This window comes from Streptomyces spongiae (assembly GCF_009377185.1).
GTDB classification, from domain to species: Bacteria; Actinomycetota; Actinomycetes; order Streptomycetales; family Streptomycetaceae; genus Streptomyces; species Streptomyces spongiae.
Genome location: NZ_VJZC01000210.1, coordinates 1 through 15,200 on the forward strand (window position 1 = coordinate 1; position 15,200 = coordinate 15,200).

Below are 15,200 nucleotides of genomic sequence, written 5' to 3' on the forward strand. Positions count from 1 at the left end.
GCCGCAGCCGACCGCGCCCTCGGCCCCGGAGTTCCTGGCCGTGGACCGCCACAACTCCATCGTCGTCGACGCCTCCGGAGTCGCCTTCGAGGACCACGGCCTGAGCATCGACTTCTCCTGGCCGGAGATCCGCAGCGTCCACTACCGCCCACACACCAACGGCCGAGCCCTCGTCATGGGCGTCGTCCACGTAGACGGCCGCTTCTACGAATGCGTGGCCGACGCCAAACGCCAGGACCGCCTCCAGGAGTGGTGCGCCCAACTGCTGGCGGTGCTGCAGTACTACCGGCCGATGGGGTGAGGGCGGGGCCCCACGCGCACCAGCACCCAGCACCGCCGCACATCGCGCCCCGCGCCCCTGTGGCGTAGGTCACCGGAACCGCCCGCACCTCGCGGAGAGCTCAAGATGTGAGGTGTATGAGGGGCATACGACATGAGTGACCGCTTGCGTGCGCGGATACGGGCGGGTGATCGCGAGGCCTTCGCGGAGATCTACGAGGAGTACGCGCGCGCCGTCTACAACCACGCCTTCCGGCTGACCGGCGACTGGTCGACCGCCGAGGAGGTGATGGCGGACACCTTCCTCGACGCCTGGCGCACCCGGGAGCAACTGGAGCCGGAGGGCGGCACGGTGAAGCCCTGGCTGCTGGGCATGGCGACGAACAAGTCCCGCAACGCCAACCGCGGGCTCGGCCGCCGCCTGGCCTTCCTGGCCCGCCGTCCCGCACCGGACGCGGTGGCGGACTTCGCCGACGAGACCGCCGGGCGCCTCGACGACGCCCGCCGGCTGGCCGCCGTACGGCAGGTGTACGACCGTCTGCGGCGCGGGGAGCGGGAGGTGCTGGCGCTGTGCGTGTGGTCCGGCCTGGACTACGCGCAGGCCGCGGAGGCACTGGGGGTCCCGGTGGGAACCGTGCGGTCACGGCTGTCCCGGGCGCGGGCGCGGCTGTGGAAACTGACCGACCAGCGGCTGCGGGAGGAAGGGGAAGAAACTCCCGCAGAAAAGACGGAACCGAGAAGTCGTCGCGGAGAGCTACCTGGTGAGGCCGCGCTGGCGGCCCTTCCGTTCCAGGAGATTCAGGAGGGATCCCGATGAACGAGGCGCACGAGGAGCTGACCCGGCTGCTCCCGTCCCCCACCGAACGGGACCTGCCCCCTGGTCGCCACTCCCACCACAAGGACCGTTTGATGCAGCTCATCGATGACGACCAGAGCCGTACGCGGGCTTCCGGCACCACGTCCGCTTCCGCCGAGGCGTCCGGACAGACCCCGCAGCCGACGCGGCCCCGCCTCCGGCTGCTGCGCCCCGCCGTGTGGATGCCCACCGCGGCCCTCGCGCTGGCCGGGGCCCTGACCGTCGGCCTCGTCACCAACATGGACTCCGGCTACGGGGTCGAACCGTCCGACCGCGAGACGGCCGTGGTCCTGCTCGACCGCATCGCCGACGTCGCCGCGAAGACGGAGGCCACGCCCGTACGCGACGACCAGCTGGTCTACATCAAGAGCATGGACGCCGGGGCGGAGTGCCAGGAGGACGGCCCGTGCGCGCCGGGGCAGCTGAGCGAGCGCGAGGCCTGGTGGTCGCAGGAGCCGGGCCCGGTGAAGAAGCTGGCCCTGTTCTACGAGGGCGACGGCTACTTCCCGCTCAGGGAGCTGCTGCCGCCGGGGTCGCCAGGCACTGCGGCGGGCATCGACCGCCCCACGTACAAGTGGCTGGCGTCCCTGCCCACCGACCCCGACGAACTGCTCGACGAGCTCTCCCGCCTGACGAAGAAGGAGCAGGCCGAGGCACAGGCCAAGGAGAAGGGCCAGGAGAAGGGCCAGGAGGAGGCGCAAGTCGTCTTTCACAAGATCGGCGAACTGCTGGGGAACATCATGCCCCCGCGGACCGCCGCCGCGCTGTACGAGGCCGCCGCGAAGATCCCCGGGGTGCAGTTGGTCGACGACGCCGTGGACCCGGCGGGCCGGCACGGCGTCGGCATCCGCCGCGTCGACAAGCGGACCGGCTGGGCCACCGAGTGGATCTTCGACCGCGACAGCCTCGCCTACCTCGGCGAACGCACCTACCTGTCGAAGGACACCCCCTCGGGCAAGAAGGGGACGATCCTGGCGGAGACCGCCATCCTGAAGCAGGGCGTCGTCGACAAGTACCGCCAGCGGCCCGGTTCCGGCACGGCGGAGTGACGAGGCCGGGCCGTCAATTGGCCCTGGAGTCCCAGCGACACGCCGTGCACGCGGCGTGTCGCTGGGACTCAGAATCCGATTGCTCGCCGGCAGCGGCTACGGCAGCCCGTGCACCTTCGGTCCCACCGCGTTCGACCAGGCGTTGCCCGCCAGGGCGTCCCAGTTGGTCGACCATGTCATCGCGCCCCGCAGGTCCGGGTACGTGCGTGAGGGCTTGAAGGAGCCGCAGTTCGTACCCCGGGCCAGGCAGTCCAGCGCGTTGTTCACCACCGAGGGCGCCACGTAACCGCTGCCCGCTCCCCGTGCCGACGCCGGGAGGCCAAGGCCCACCTGGGACGGGGCCAGGCCGCCCTGCAACTGGATGCAGGCCAGGGCCGTCAGGAAGTCGACCGACCCCTGGCTGTAGACCTTGCCGTCGCAGCCCAGCATGGAACCGCTGTTGTAGTACTGCATGTTGACGACCGTCAGGATGTCCTTCACGTTCAGCGCCGTCTGGAAGTAGGAGTTCGACGTCGACTGCATGTCGATCGTCTGCGGTGCCATCGTGAGGACGAGCGACGGGCCGGCCTTCGACGACAGTGAGCGCAGGGCCTGCGTCATGTACGTGGCGTTGAGGCCGTTCTCCAGGTCGATGTCGACGCCGTCGAAGCCGTACGTCTGCATCAGGGAGTAGAGCGAGTTGGCGAAGTTCGTGGCCGACGTCGAGTCGTTCACGCTCACCGTCCCCCGCTCCCCGCCGACCGAGACGACGACCTTCTTGCCCGCCGCCTGCTTGGCCCTGATGTCGGCCTTGAACTGGTCGACCGTGTAGCCGCCCAGCCCCGCCGAGTCCAGGTTGAAGGTCACCGCGCCCGGTGTCGTGGTCGCGTCCGCGAAGGCCACCGCGATGATGTCGTACTGGGACTGGACGTCCGAGATGCGCTGGACGGTGGCGCCGTTGTTGAAGTTCTGCCAGTACCCGGTCAGCGCGTGCTTGGGCAGCGCGGTGCCGCCACCGCCCGAGCCGGACGTCGTCGTGCCCGTCACGGTCGCCGACCTCGCCGACTCGCCCGCCGCGTTCGTCGCCGTGACCTGGAAGGTGTACGAGGTGGAGGCGGCGAGCCCTGTCACGGTCGCCGACGTGCCCGTCACCGCCTGGACCTTGGTGCCGCCGCGGTAGACGTTGTAACCGGTCGCGCCCGACACCGTGTTCCACGCCAAAGACACGGAGGACGAGGTCGAGCCCGACACCGAAACGGCAGTCGGGGCGGACGGGATCGTGGGGGCCGGGTCGCTCCCGCCCCCGCCGTCCGGGCCGTACACGGACACGTCGTCCGCGTAGTACGCCGCCTGCCCGTACCAGCCGTGGGTGTAGAGGGTGACCGAGGTGGTGGATGCGCCGGTGGTGAACGTCGTCGTGAGCTGCTTCCAGTCCGTGGTGTCCGGGGTCCACGTCGACACGTCCGTCGTGCCCGTGCCGCTCGCGCCCAGGTACGCGTAACCGCCCCGCACCCACGCGCTCAGCGTGTACGTCGAGTTGGGCTTCACGGCGACCGTCTGGACGCACTTCGCGTTGTCCTGGGCAGCCGGGGTCGCCTTCAGGGCCGCCGAGCCGGTGCGGACGGGGGAGGAGACGGTGGTGCCGCTGTTCGCGGAGCAGGTCCAGTTGGCCAGGCCGGACTCGAAGCCGGCGTTCCTGGCGTTGTTGACGTCGGCGGCCGAGGCCTGTCCCGCTCCGGCGAGGGTGAGGCAGGCGGCGGTGAGGACGGCGGTGAGGGCGGCGGCGAGGGCTCCTGCCCAGGTCTGCCGTCCGCGTCTGCGCATGCCTGGTACGCGGTGCATGGTGCCTCCCGTGGGGAGTGGATGTGGGGAATCCGTCACGGTGGCCACCGCTGGACGTACAAGTTGGTCCAGACCAATCAGGTTGTCAAGGTTTCTCGTCCGATCTCAATCCCCGTACGCCAGTGCTCAGTTGGGGCATATGCGTCTCACTCTGTGTGGGACTCGCCGTACCTTCCGTGAGTTGATCAAGGAGATTCGGTGTTGAGCAGGCCATGCCGTGGATATGGTGCTGATGCAGGACGGTGTGAAAAGAAGTCACAGGGGTCATCTGAGGCGGTGGTCGACCACTCCGCCGCAGTCAGAACGGGGTGGTGTGCAGCGTGCCGACCGCGATAGCCGTCACCAGTCCCGACCTGGTGCTCCCGCCGCACGACCGGCAGACCCCGACCGCTTCCGTCCAGCCGCAGGACACGCTGGAGAATTCCCTCATCGGGATGCACGCGCTCATCGAGCAGCACGGGTATGTGATCGCCCTCTACTCGGCCTCCGCCGAGAGCACCGGGGCCGGCGGGGCCGCCGGGGTCGCCGAGCAGTCCGTCGCCCGGCGCCTCCACACCGTTCGCTCCGTGCTCGAAAGCGACCGGATCGCCCTGCTCGGGATCGATCTGCCGCCGCTCGGGATCGCCCTGCTGTCCCAGCAGTTGCGACAGCTGTCCGTGTGCGACTTCAGCCCGGGTGTGCTGGCCTCCTCCGCCCGTCTCCTCGCCCACTACATCTACGCCGGCGCCCTCCTCGGCTCCGTCGCCAAGCTCGACCGGGTGCCGGTGTCGCTGAAGTCCCACGCCAAGTCGTGGGTGCCGGGCGCCCAGTTCGCCGTCCTGGCCAACCCGCGGCCCCAGCTCGTCCGCCTCGGCCAGGAGGAGCTCACCGGGCCTGAGTTCGGGACGCGGCTGCTCGTGGCCAACGGGCCGCAGCCGCCCTCCGACTGGGTCACCTCGACGCTCGCGCCCGCCTGGCAGGTGCAGGGCGTGGCCACCGTGCCGCTGCCCGCCGAGTCCGCCCGCTGGTGGGGGACGGGCAAGCTCGTCGAGTTCGCCGCCGGGCTGTACGACGTGTCCGTGCTCTACCAGCTCGTCTCGTCCGTACGCAGGGAGACGTGCCACTGGTGCGGGCTCGAACTCATCGGCGACCGCTGCGGCTTCTGCGCGGCACCGTTGTCGAACGCCTTACCCGCCGTTCAGCCGTCGGCCACGCGTGCGCTACCCCGAGGTGCGACGTGAGTCACATACGTACAACTCCATAGCAAGCACGGCCGTCCGACCCCGTCCGACCCGTCCATCCCCCCGCCCTTCGATCGAGGTTGTCCGCGTCATGAACTCACGCCAGCGCCGCGGCGTCATCCTGCTGGTCCTCTCGGCCCTGTGCGCCGTCGGCGCCTTCGCCGGAGTGTTCTCGGTGATCCGTGACGTGGACTCGAAGGTCGGGCCGGAGGTGACGGCGTACCGCCTGAAGAACGACATCGCGCCGTACAAGGAGTTGTCGGCGGACCAGTTCCAGAAGGTGTCGATGCCCAAGCGGTGGCTGTCGGACACGGCCGTCACGAACATGCGCGACATCCGCGGGAAGATCGCCGTCACCCAGCTGGAGAAGGGGTCGCTCCTCCAGACCGACATGATCGTCGACCGGCCCGAACTCGAGCCGGGGCAGCAGGAGATCGCGATCATGATCGATGCGTCGACGGGCGTGGCAGGCAAGATCAATCCTGGATCCCGGGTCAATATCTTCGCCACCTTCGAGGCCGACGACAGCGACAAGGGCGTCGACCAGTCCAAGCTGATCGTCGCGGACGCGCGCGTCCTCGACGTCGGCAAGCTCACCGCGCTCGACCCCGACCAGTCCAGCAACGACCGCCGCCGTACGGCCACCGACGCGGTCCCCATCACCTTCGCGCTCGACACTGCGGACGCCCAGCGCGTCGCGTACGCCGAGTCGTTCGCCGAGCACGTCCGGCTCGCCCTGGTCGCGGGCGGCGACGCAACCAGCGTGTCGCCCTCGGACCGTACGTACACCCTCGACGAGGACAAGTAGGAGGCCGCGCATGAGGTCAGTACGTACCGTTCGTCCGGGCGGCAAGAGGTGGGGCACCGCGAGGTCCGACCGATGACGATCCGTATCCTCCCCGCCGTCGGGGACATCGACTCGGCCCGCGCCCTGAGCACCCTGCTGAGCCAGCTCGCGGACGCCGAACCGGCCGCCCCGGTACCGGACTCGACCGCGCTCCTCGACACCCTCGCGCGCCTGGCCGCGGAATCCCTGGACGAACTGCCCGAGGTCGTCCTGGTCCACGAACGCATCGGCCCGGTCCCGGCGCTCGACCTCATCCGCGACCTCGTCCTGCGCTTCCCGGCGGTCGGGGTCGTCCTCATCACGGCCGACACGAGCACGGGTGTGCTGACGGCCGCGATGGACTCCGGCGCCCGCGGCATCATCACCCTCCCCCTCGGCTACGACGCCCTCGCGGAACGCGTCCAGGCCGCGGCCTCCTGGTCGGCCGGTATGCGGCGCCACCTCGGCAGTGGCGCGCCGGAGCTGTACGCGGGACCGGGCGGCACGCTCGTCACGGTGACGGGGGCGAAGGGCGGTGTCGGCGCCACGCTCACCTCCGTCCAACTGGCCCTGGCGGCACGGGCGTCGGGCCGTACGGTCGCGCTGCTGGACCTGGACCTCCAGTCCGGGGACGTGGCCTCGTACCTGGACGTGCAGTTCCGGCGTTCGGTCGCCGACCTGGCCGGTATCGCGGACATCAACCCGCGCGTCCTCCAGGAGGCGGTGTACGCCCACGACACGGGCGTCGCCCTGCTGCTGGCCCCCGCCGAGGGCGAGCGCGGCGAGGAGGTCACCGACCGGGTGGCCCGCCAGGTGCTCGGCGCCCTGCGCGCCCGGCACGACGTGGTGATCGTCGACTGCGGCTCCCAGATGAACGCGGCGACCGCGGCGGCGGTGGAGATGGCCGACCAGGCGCTGCTGCTGGTGACCCCGGACGTGGTCGCGATCCGCGCCGCCAAGCGCATGGTCCGCCTCTGGGACCGCCTCCAGATCCGCAAGGCCGAGGAGACGTCGACCGTCGTCAACCGCCACTCCAGGGGCACGGAGATCCAGCCGTCCCTCGTGGAGAAGGTCACCGGCACGAAGGTGTCGCGGGTCGCCGTCCCCTCGGCCTTCAAGGAACTCCAGTCGGTGGTCGACGCGGGCCGGTTGCAGGACCTGGACGCCAAGTCGACGGTCAAGCAGGCGCTGTGGGCGCTGGCGGCCGAGCTGGGGCTCGTCGTGGCCCACGAGGGCAGCGGCCACGGCCGCCGCCGCAAGCCCGGCTCGGACCGGGGATCGCTGGTGTTACGGCGAAAGGGAGGCGGCGACCGTGGGTCGGTGACGCTGGAGTTCGCGGGGATGTTCCCCCTGGTGCTCGTGGTGATGGCGATCCTGTGGCAGTGCGTGTTGTACGGGTACACGTACTCGATCGCGGGGAACGCGGCGGATGAGGCGGCTCGGGCGGCTACGGCGGCGAACGCGCTGCACCCGGGCGAGTTCACCGGTGCTTGTCAGGCCGCCGGGAGCAAGCACCTGCCGGGGGCCTGGAAGGACCGTACGACCGTCGACTGCGACGTGGAGGGCACGGTCATGAAGGCCACGGTCACCGCTGACGCCCCCCTCTTCTTCCCGGGCTTCAACCCGGGCTGGCTGCCGGTCGAGGGAGAGGCGGGGGCGGCCCTGGAAGGGGACGCACAATGATCCGGACCCGCCCCAGGCCCGACGACTCCGTCCGGGCCCGCCCGGCAGCCACGGACTCCGCCTCATGTCCCGAGCCCGACCGCTCATCCCCGTCCCACCGCCGGAGGCGTTTGCGGCGGCGGGCGGCGACACCGGACCGACTGCCGTCGGCTGACAACTCCAACTCCGGGGTCGAAGGGGCGGAGCCCCTGGGGATGGGAACGGGAAGGGGCGGCGGGGGCGAAAATCTGGCCCTGGCGAAGCCGACGCGTCTTTGGCGTTGGAATGACCGAGGCGCCTCCATCCTGGAGTTCGCCGGGTTCCTGCCCATCCTCCTCGTCGTCGGGATGGCCGCCATCCAGCTCGGGCTCGTCGGGTACGGGATCAATCAGGCGGGGACGGCGGCGCGGGCCGCGGCTCGGGCCGAGTCCCTGAACCCCGGCACAGGCGGTGCGGCGGGTGCAGCGGCGGTGAGCGGATGGCTGAACCCTGACGTCAACCCTGGGGGAGGCGGCGGCGACACCACCACCGCCACGGTCACCGTCAACGTCCCCTCCGTCATACCGCTGTTCAGCATCCCTCCGATCCAACGCAGCGTCACCATGCCCACCGACGACACCCCCAACAACTGAAGTCCCAGAACCGAAGCCCCCGAGAGGAGCTGACAAAGAAGATGAGCCTCCGATCCCGTATCGCCGCCCCGGAGAACGGGGAAGCCGGACGTGAGGACGGGCACCTCGTGGCCGTCTACCGCGCCAAGCTCCTCGAAGAGATCGACCTCGCCGAGATGTCGAGCCTGGCGGCAGCCGAACGCCGGGCCCGCCTGGAGCGCGTCCTCGGGCACATCATCAGCCGCGAGGGGCCGGTCCTCTCGTCCTCCGAGCGCTCCCAGCTGATCAGAAGGGTCGTGGACGAGGCGCTCGGCCTCGGCGTCCTGGAGCCCCTCCTCGCCGACGCCTCGATCACCGAGATCATGGTCAACGGCCCGGACTCCATCTTCGTGGAGCGCGCCGGACGAGTCGAACAGCTCCCCCTCCGCTTCGCCTCCACCGAGCAGCTCATGCAGACCATCGAGCGCATCGTCTCGACGGTCAACCGCCGCGTCGACGAGTCGAACCCCATGGTCGACGCCCGCCTCCCCACCGGCGAGCGCGTCAACGTGATCATCCCCCCGCTCGCCCTCACCGGCCCGACCCTCACCATCCGCCGCTTCCCGCGCGCGTACACGCTCCCCGAACTGATCGGCCTCGGCTCGCTCGACGAGCAGATGCTGATGCTGCTCGCCGCCTTCGTCCGCGCCCGCTTCAACGTGATCGTCAGCGGCGGTACGGGCACCGGAAAGACGACCCTCCTCAACGCGCTCTCCGGGCTCATCCCACAGCAGGAGCGCATCATCACCATCGAGGACTCCGCCGAACTCCAGCTCCAGCAGGAGCACGTGATCCGCCTGGAGTCCCGCCCGCCGAACATCGAGGGCAAGGGCCAGATCACCATCCGCGACCTGGTCCGCAACTCCCTCCGTATGCGCCCCGACCGCATCATCGTCGGTGAGGTCCGCGGCGGCGAGACCCTCGACATGCTCCAGGCGATGTCGACGGGCCACGACGGCTCCCTCGCCACGGTCCACGCCAACTCCGCCGAGGACGCGCTGATGCGGCTCCAGACCCTCGGCTCCATGTCGGAGGTCCTCATCCCCTTCGAGGCCCTCAAGGACCAGATCAACTCGGCGGTCGACGTGGTCGTCCAGCTCACCCGCTTCGCCGACGGCTCCCGCAAGGTCACGGAGATCGCGCTGCTCGTCTCGCACGGCCGCGAGCAGTTCCGTATCGCCACGGTGTCGCGCTTCACCCCGCAGCCTCTCGGCGCGGACCGCGTCGTCAAGGGCCGCTTCGAGCACCTCCCGCTGCCCCGCCCGGTCGCGGAGAAGCTGTACGTGGCCAACGAACCGCTGCCGCCCGCGTTCGGCGTGGCCGAGGCCCTCGACGTACTCACCACGAGGCAGGCAATCGGATGACCCCCACGACAGAGCGGAGCGAGTGGTGAACAACCCCGCCCTCCTCGCCCTCGGCGCCACCGTCCTGTGCGGCACGTTCGCCGTCGCGGGCGTCCACACCTTCGCCTCCGGGCGCGCCCAGCGCCAGGCCCTGGTCGACCGTCTCGCCGGTACGGCCCCCGCCCGTACGGTGGGAGGCCGCGTCCGCCGTTTCACCGGCATCGACCGGCGCCTGCGCCGCACCCGCCTCGGCCGGACCATCAACCTGCGCCTGTCCGCCACCGGACTCGACCTGACGGCGGGCGAGTTCGCCACGTACGTCACCGCGGTCGTCGTCGCCCTCTGGCTGATCGCCGCCGCGACCCTCGCGCCCTTCTTCGGCCCGGTCGCCGCCCTCGTCGGCGTCTGGAGCGCGGCCATCTTCCTCAACTGGCAGCGCCAGAAACGCATCGAGGCATTCATCAACCAACTCCCGGACGTGGCACGGCTCATCGCCAACGCCACGGCCGCCGGCCTCGCCCTGCGTACGGCGCTGGCGATGGCGGCGGAGGAGCTGGAGGCCCCGGCCGGTGAGGAACTGGCGCGGGTCGCCGACCAGTTGACGCTCGGCCGCTCGATCGACGACGCGCTCAGTGAGCTGGCCGAACGCCTGCCCTCACGTGAACTCGTCGTCCTCGTCACGACGCTCGTCCTCTCCAACAAGGCGGGCGGCTCCGTCGTCAGCTCCCTGCGCAACCTCACCCAGACACTGGAGGACCGCAAGGAGACCCGGCGCGAGGTCCGCACGATGCTCTCCGAGGTCAACGCGACCGCGTTCACGGTCCCGCTCCTCGGCCTCGGCTCCCTCGTACTGATCAACTCCTCGAACGAGGGCGCGCTGGCCCGGGTGACCGGCTCAGGCCTCGGCCAGGCCCTGGTCCTGATCTCACTGGGCCTCTACACGGTCGGTTTCTTCGTCATCCGCCGCCTCGGCAAGATCGAAGTATGAGAAGCGCGAGAAGTACGAGAAGCATGAGAAGCGTGAGAGGGGAGGAGAGATGACGGTGCTGCCCCTGCTGCTCGCCCTCCTGGCGGCCGTCTCCGTCGCGGGCATGGTCCTCGGCATCCGCATGATTCGCGCGGAGGCGAAACTCCCCGGCGATCTGGTCCTCGCCCTGGAGGTGGGCGCGACCCGCGTCTCCAAGGCGGACTCGGCCGTCGACCGCCTCGGCATGCGCTTCGCGCCCCTCGTGCTGCGCCTGATGGGCCCGCGCCGCGTCGACGCCAAGCGCCGCCGCATCGACATGGCGGGCAACCCCGGCGGCCTGACGCTGAACAGGTACGCCGCCCGCCGAGCCGTCTACGGCATCTTCGGCGCCTTCATGGGCCTGGTCTTCCTCACCAACGACCAGCTCCTCTTCGCCCTCGGGACCTTCGCCTTCGGGCTGCTGGCCGCCGACGCGCTGATCTGGCAGGCCATCCGCGAACGCAAGGACGTCATCGACCGCACACTGCCCGACTTCCTCGACGTCCTCGCGGTCGTGGTCTCCGCGGGCCTCGGTTTCCGCCAGGCACTGGACCGGGTGGCCGAGAAGTACGAAGGGCCCTGGGCCGACGAACTGCGCATCACGCTCCGCCAGATGGACATGGGCGTCAGCCGCCGCCAGGCCTTCGACGAGCTCCGCCGGCGCAACTCCTCCGAGCAGGTCGCCCAGTTCGTCTCCGCCCTCCAGCAGGGCGAGGAACTCGGCTCCCCGATCGCCGAGACCCTCATCCAGCTCGCCACGGACATGCGCCGCACCGACGCCCAGAACGCGAGGCGCCGCGCGGCCAAGACGATCCCCAAGGCGACCCTGGTCACCCTGGTCTTCATGCTCCCCGCGACGATGATCCTCATCGCGACCGGGATGTTCCTGGGCTCGGGGACGAACTTCGGCGACATCCTGGGCCGATGATGGGAAGCCGACTGTTCCGGCCGCTGTCGCCGCCGCGTTCCCGGAAACAACTGGGCCCGGTCGGCGGCTACCTGGCCGACGACGTGCCCGCCCCCGCGAGCCTCCGTCTGCAGCTGAGCGCCTTGCAGGCGTTGTGCCGCCAGACCTTCGCCGTGCGCCTCACCATGCTGCTGATCGGCACACCCTTCGCGATGGCCAACGCCACGGACGGCCCTCCGAGCCACGCCGTTCTCACCGCCGGGGTCCTCGGCATCACCGGCTCGTACGCCATGCTCAGGGACTGGGACCGCTTCGGCCCCCGCCTCCTCGCGCACCCCACCCTCATGGCCCTGGACCTCCTCTTCGGCGCGGTCCTGCTCCTGACGGCGTCCCCGGCGTCCCCGCTCGCCTACGCCACGGTCTGCACGCCACTCCTCTCCGGTCTCCTCTACGGCTGGCGCGGCGCCGGAGCCTTCACGGGCCTGCAACTGGCGGTGCTCCTCACGGTGTACCGGGCCTGGGAACACCGCCCCGGCGCGGGCACCAGCACCCTCCTCGTCGCGGGCTTCTGCGTCGCCGCCGGCATCGTCGGCGTGACCCTGCGCAACCTGATGTTCCGCTTCGGTACGGCCACCCAGGCGCTCTCCGAGGCCACGTCCCGCCTGGCCGTGGCGGAGGCCGTGGAGTCCGAACGCGCCCGGCTGGCCCGCGAACTGCACGACTCGGTCGCCAAGACACTCCACGGCCTGGCCCTGGCGGCGGAGGCCCTGGCCACCTCGGCCGACCGGCCGGCCGACCCGCAGGTACTCAAGCAGCAGGCCACGCTGGTGGCCGCCGCGGCCCGCCGTGCGGCCTCGGAGTCCCGCGACCTGCTGACGGACCTGCGCCGCCACACGGACCTGACGACGCAGCCGCCGACGGACCTCGTGACCGAACTGAGCGACCGCCTGGAGGACTTCACGTCCCGAACGGCGCTCCCGGCCCGTCTGCGGCACACGCACACCCCGCCTCTTCCACCGGAGACGACCCACGACCTCCTGGCGATCGTCGCGGAGGCCCTGGAGAACACGCATCGCCACGCGCGGGCTACGGACGTCGTGGTCGAGCTGGAGTCCGGGGCCGACGCCCTCCGCCTCCGCGTCACCGACGACGGAGTGGGCCTGCCGCCCGCTTTCACGGTCAACCAAGCGGCGAGATCCGGCCACTTCGGGCTGCTGGGCATGACGGAGCGCGCGGCGAGGATCGGCGCCCGACTGCATGTGACGCGTCCCGCGACGGGAGGCACGGAGATCACGGTCGACCTCCCGCTGCCCACCCCCCACCCCTCCGGACAGGAGGCCGCCCATGCCTGACCAGGCACGTCCCGGCCCGCCCCTCCGCGTCCTCGTGGCCGACGACAACCCGGTCGTCCGCGCGGGCCTCGCCGCGCTGCTCGGCGCGCACCCCGACATCGAGGTCGTGTCGGACGCGACGAACGGGGAGGAGGCGGTGCGTGAGGCCGTCGCCCACCGCCCCGACGTGGTCCTCCTGGACGTCCGCATGCCCGGCACCGATGGCCTGACCGCCCTCCCTCAACTGGTGGCCCTGGCCCCCGTGATGATGCTGACGTACAGCCGAGAACCCCAGGTCGTGGCGGAAGCGCTACGCCGGGGCGCGATCGGTTACCTGGTCCACGGCGAGTTCACGGCACCCGAACTGATCAAGGCGGTAAGGGACTTGCGGGACGGCAGGCCGACGTTTTCCCCTTCTCTTTCCCGCTCTCTTTCCTCCGCTGTCCGTGTCTCATCTCCGCTCGGCGTTTCGTACGAACCTTCACAGGAAAGTCACGAACCCCCTTCGCAGCTGCAACCGGTCATGGCACAGTCGTCGAAGACTCGACCCGCAGTCGCGGCCCGACTTCGTCGCCGCGTCCCCGACCGCCCGGCCTTCGGCCTGAGTTCAAGGGAGGTGGAGGTGATGGACCTCATCGCGTCCGGCATGAACAACCGCCAGATCGCCGCCACCTGCTTCATCAGCGAGAAGACCGTGAAGAACCACATCAACCGCATCTTCGCGAAGCTGCACAGTTCCTCGCGGAGCGAAGCGATCGCTCACTGGCTGGGGACGGCTCGGGAGGGGTGGAGCGGATGAATCCGGTCAGGGGCGAAAGTTGGGTCCCAGGACCCACCTGGAGTAGGCGGTTTTTCACGTACCGTGCTGGTGTCGGCAGTGTCATCGGCATCGGGCGAGAGGGCAGGCGTCGTGAGCAGGTTCGTCAACTGGAAGCGGACCGTTGTCTCCCGGATGCGGGGGAAGGGACGGGACGCGGGGGCCGGGTTCGTGGAGTACGCGGGGATCATGATCATTGTGGCGGGGATCTTCGTGATGATCGATGGGTTGGGGTTGGACGGCATGATCTCGGGAGCGATCGCGACCGCCGTCGGCAACGTGATCGGCGGCGGCTGACGGTCCTACGCCCGGTCGGCGACCGGGGGTCCACACTCCCCATCTACATCTGGCTGACGACGATTCTGCTCTTCGCCGCGTTGGCCTTCTTCGCGTTCGGTCAGGCAGCGTTCGCCCGCAATGGTGCTCAGTCCGCGGCGGACGCTGCTGCGTTGGCGGCGGCGCAGGAAGCCCGGGACGATCTGGTGCTCGATCTGGGCAACGCCATCGGCACGGATGACAACTGGCTGGACTGGCTGGACCTGGGCGACGTGGACTTTCCCCTCGATGGGCCTTCGGCCGCGGCTCAGGCGCTGGCCGCCGACAACGACGCGTCTGTTCCGGACGGAGCCCAAGGATTCGTTCTGGACGGCTATCCCGCCTTCCGCGTCGCCGTCGTGACGAACTACACGGTCGGTGACTCGATCATTCCCGGCACGGAAAACATGCAGGCAGAGGCCGAAGCCACCGCCGTCATCCAGCCGCGCTGCGATTTCGACGTGAACGCCGATCCGACGAAGCCCGTGGAACTGGTCTGTGACGACCAGCCCGTGAACATCGACCCCCAAGATTTCGATCCGGACGACCTTCCCGACGCGTCCGTGATGTTCTCAGTGCATCTGGCCGAGTGAGAGGAAGCCGTACCGATGAAGTTTCGGCACACCATGAAAGTCCGCAGGGCAGTGACCGCGGTGACGATCGCTGGCGGACTGCTCCTCACGGTGGCCGGTTGCGGTGGAGGTGACGACAACAAGTCGGAGAACAAAGCCTCGTCCTCGGCTCCCGGCAAGAAGGACAACGACGACGGCAAGCAGGACTCCGACGAACCGCAGTCGGACACGGTGCTGGCCGAGGTCAAGGGGCAGAACGGCTTGACGCTCGCCGTCACGTCCGCCGAGCGCGACAGTGGGGGCTTCGTGACCGTCGAAGGGACGGTGACGAACAACACGGGCGCCGTCTGGGTCGCGGCGGACTGGCGGAGCGACGAAACCGAGTTGGCCAAGAACGGCGGATCGATCTCCGGCGCCAGCCTCATTGACCAGGACGGCAAGAAGAAGTACCTCATCCTGCGTGACACCGCGGGGCGCTGCCTGTGCACACAGTTCACCGGCGGCGGTGTCCGTGACGGCGCCACCTCCCAGTGGTACGCCCAGTTC

Annotated in this window: 15 protein-coding genes and 1 pseudogene; 15 read left to right on the forward strand and 1 reads right to left on the reverse strand. The window is 70.0% G+C overall.

Annotated elements, in window-relative coordinates:
* The 3 genes and pseudogenes from FNH08_RS25550 to FNH08_RS25560 all read left to right on the forward strand — a co-directional run.
* Positions 1 to 301, forward strand: a pseudogene (locus tag FNH08_RS25550) (hypothetical protein); the annotation flags it as partial.
* 132 nt (positions 302 to 433) lie between these two features.
* On the forward strand, positions 434 to 1,096 hold the full coding sequence (locus tag FNH08_RS25555) for an RNA polymerase sigma factor (RefSeq protein WP_152773889.1): 663 nt from the start codon (positions 434 to 436) through the stop codon (positions 1,094 to 1,096).
* Positions 1,093 to 2,184 (forward strand): CU044_5270 family protein, encoded by a 1,092-nt coding sequence (locus FNH08_RS25560; protein WP_152773890.1) that lies wholly within the window; start codon positions 1,093 to 1,095, stop codon positions 2,182 to 2,184. The genes FNH08_RS25555 and FNH08_RS25560 overlap by 4 nt, the downstream gene beginning before the upstream one ends.
* A gap of 96 nt (positions 2,185 to 2,280) precedes the next feature.
* On the opposite strand, the gene FNH08_RS25565 is transcribed toward FNH08_RS25560, so the two are convergent.
* Positions 2,281 to 4,005 carry a chitinase gene (locus tag FNH08_RS25565; RefSeq protein WP_152773891.1) on the reverse strand — a complete coding sequence of 575 codons (1,725 nt, stop codon included), beginning with the start codon at positions 4,003 to 4,005 and terminating at the stop codon, positions 2,281 to 2,283.
* A 320-nt stretch (positions 4,006 to 4,325) separates the two neighbouring features.
* Between FNH08_RS25565 and FNH08_RS25570 the strand changes: the two genes are divergently transcribed.
* From FNH08_RS25570 to FNH08_RS25620, 12 genes are all read left to right on the forward strand, one after another.
* Positions 4,326 to 5,225 carry a hypothetical protein gene (locus FNH08_RS25570; protein WP_322725357.1) on the forward strand — a complete coding sequence of 300 codons (900 nt, stop codon included), beginning with the start codon at positions 4,326 to 4,328 and terminating at the stop codon, positions 5,223 to 5,225.
* Between the two features lie 91 nt (positions 5,226 to 5,316).
* Positions 5,317 to 6,033: a Flp pilus assembly protein CpaB gene (gene cpaB, locus FNH08_RS25575; RefSeq protein WP_152773892.1), complete on the forward strand. Its 717-nt coding sequence runs from the start codon at positions 5,317 to 5,319 to the stop codon at positions 6,031 to 6,033.
* A 72-nt stretch (positions 6,034 to 6,105) separates the two neighbouring features.
* Positions 6,106 to 7,734 carry an AAA family ATPase gene (locus FNH08_RS25580; protein ID WP_152773893.1) on the forward strand — a complete coding sequence of 543 codons (1,629 nt, stop codon included), beginning with the start codon at positions 6,106 to 6,108 and terminating at the stop codon, positions 7,732 to 7,734.
* A 194-nt stretch (positions 7,735 to 7,928) separates the two neighbouring features.
* Positions 7,929 to 8,345 carry a TadE/TadG family type IV pilus assembly protein gene (locus tag FNH08_RS25585; protein WP_152773894.1) on the forward strand — a complete coding sequence of 139 codons (417 nt, stop codon included), beginning with the start codon at positions 7,929 to 7,931 and terminating at the stop codon, positions 8,343 to 8,345.
* A gap of 41 nt (positions 8,346 to 8,386) precedes the next feature.
* Entirely contained in the window at positions 8,387 to 9,727 is a 1,341-nt protein-coding gene (locus FNH08_RS25590) for a CpaF family protein (RefSeq protein ID WP_152773895.1), read from the forward strand.
* A 25-nt stretch (positions 9,728 to 9,752) separates the two neighbouring features.
* The gene (locus FNH08_RS25595; RefSeq protein ID WP_322725359.1) at positions 9,753 to 10,694 is read left to right on the forward strand and encodes a type II secretion system F family protein; all 942 of its coding nucleotides are present in this window, start codon (positions 9,753 to 9,755) and stop codon (positions 10,692 to 10,694) included.
* Between the two features lie 49 nt (positions 10,695 to 10,743).
* A complete protein-coding gene (locus tag FNH08_RS25600; protein WP_152773896.1) occupies positions 10,744 to 11,640 on the forward strand; it encodes a DUF5936 domain-containing protein in 897 nt (298 codons plus the stop codon).
* A complete protein-coding gene (locus FNH08_RS25605) occupies positions 11,637 to 12,971 on the forward strand; it encodes a sensor histidine kinase (protein WP_194238610.1) in 1,335 nt (444 codons plus the stop codon). Before FNH08_RS25600 ends, FNH08_RS25605 begins: the two co-directional genes overlap by 4 nt.
* Positions 12,964 to 13,749 (forward strand): response regulator, encoded by a 786-nt coding sequence (locus FNH08_RS25610; protein WP_152773897.1) that lies wholly within the window; start codon positions 12,964 to 12,966, stop codon positions 13,747 to 13,749. Before FNH08_RS25605 ends, FNH08_RS25610 begins: the two co-directional genes overlap by 8 nt.
* Positions 13,750 to 13,860: 111 nt before the next feature.
* The gene (locus tag FNH08_RS50905; RefSeq protein WP_194238611.1) at positions 13,861 to 14,064 is read left to right on the forward strand and encodes a hypothetical protein; all 204 of its coding nucleotides are present in this window, start codon (positions 13,861 to 13,863) and stop codon (positions 14,062 to 14,064) included.
* On the forward strand, positions 14,061 to 14,675 hold the full coding sequence (locus FNH08_RS25615) for a pilus assembly protein TadG-related protein (RefSeq protein ID WP_152773903.1): 615 nt from the start codon (positions 14,061 to 14,063) through the stop codon (positions 14,673 to 14,675). Before FNH08_RS50905 ends, FNH08_RS25615 begins: the two co-directional genes overlap by 4 nt.
* 15 nt (positions 14,676 to 14,690) lie before the next feature.
* A partial coding sequence (locus FNH08_RS25620; RefSeq protein ID WP_152773898.1) for a hypothetical protein occupies positions 14,691 to 15,200 on the forward strand: 510 nt, incomplete at its 3' end.

Bases quoted from the DNA above. Each gene is read 5' to 3' on its own strand.
- FNH08_RS25555 (WP_152773889.1), top strand. From the start codon at position 434: ATGAGTGACCGCTTGCGTGCGCGGATACGGGCGGGTGATCGCGAGGCC.
- FNH08_RS25560 (WP_152773890.1), top strand. From the start codon at position 1,093: ATGAACGAGGCGCACGAGGAGCTGACCCGGCTGCTCCCGTCCCCCACC.
- FNH08_RS25565 (WP_152773891.1), bottom strand. From the start codon at position 4,005: ATGCACCGCGTACCAGGCATGCGCAGACGCGGACGGCAGACCTGGGCA.
- cpaB (WP_152773892.1), top strand. From the start codon at position 5,317: ATGAACTCACGCCAGCGCCGCGGCGTCATCCTGCTGGTCCTCTCGGCC.
- FNH08_RS25580 (WP_152773893.1), top strand. From the start codon at position 6,106: ATGACGATCCGTATCCTCCCCGCCGTCGGGGACATCGACTCGGCCCGC.
- FNH08_RS25585 (WP_152773894.1), top strand. From the start codon at position 7,929: ATGGGAACGGGAAGGGGCGGCGGGGGCGAAAATCTGGCCCTGGCGAAG.
- FNH08_RS25590 (WP_152773895.1), top strand. From the start codon at position 8,387: ATGAGCCTCCGATCCCGTATCGCCGCCCCGGAGAACGGGGAAGCCGGA.
- FNH08_RS25600 (WP_152773896.1), top strand. From the start codon at position 10,744: ATGACGGTGCTGCCCCTGCTGCTCGCCCTCCTGGCGGCCGTCTCCGTC.
- FNH08_RS25605 (WP_194238610.1), top strand. From the start codon at position 11,637: ATGATGGGAAGCCGACTGTTCCGGCCGCTGTCGCCGCCGCGTTCCCGG.
- FNH08_RS25610 (WP_152773897.1), top strand. From the start codon at position 12,964: ATGCCTGACCAGGCACGTCCCGGCCCGCCCCTCCGCGTCCTCGTGGCC.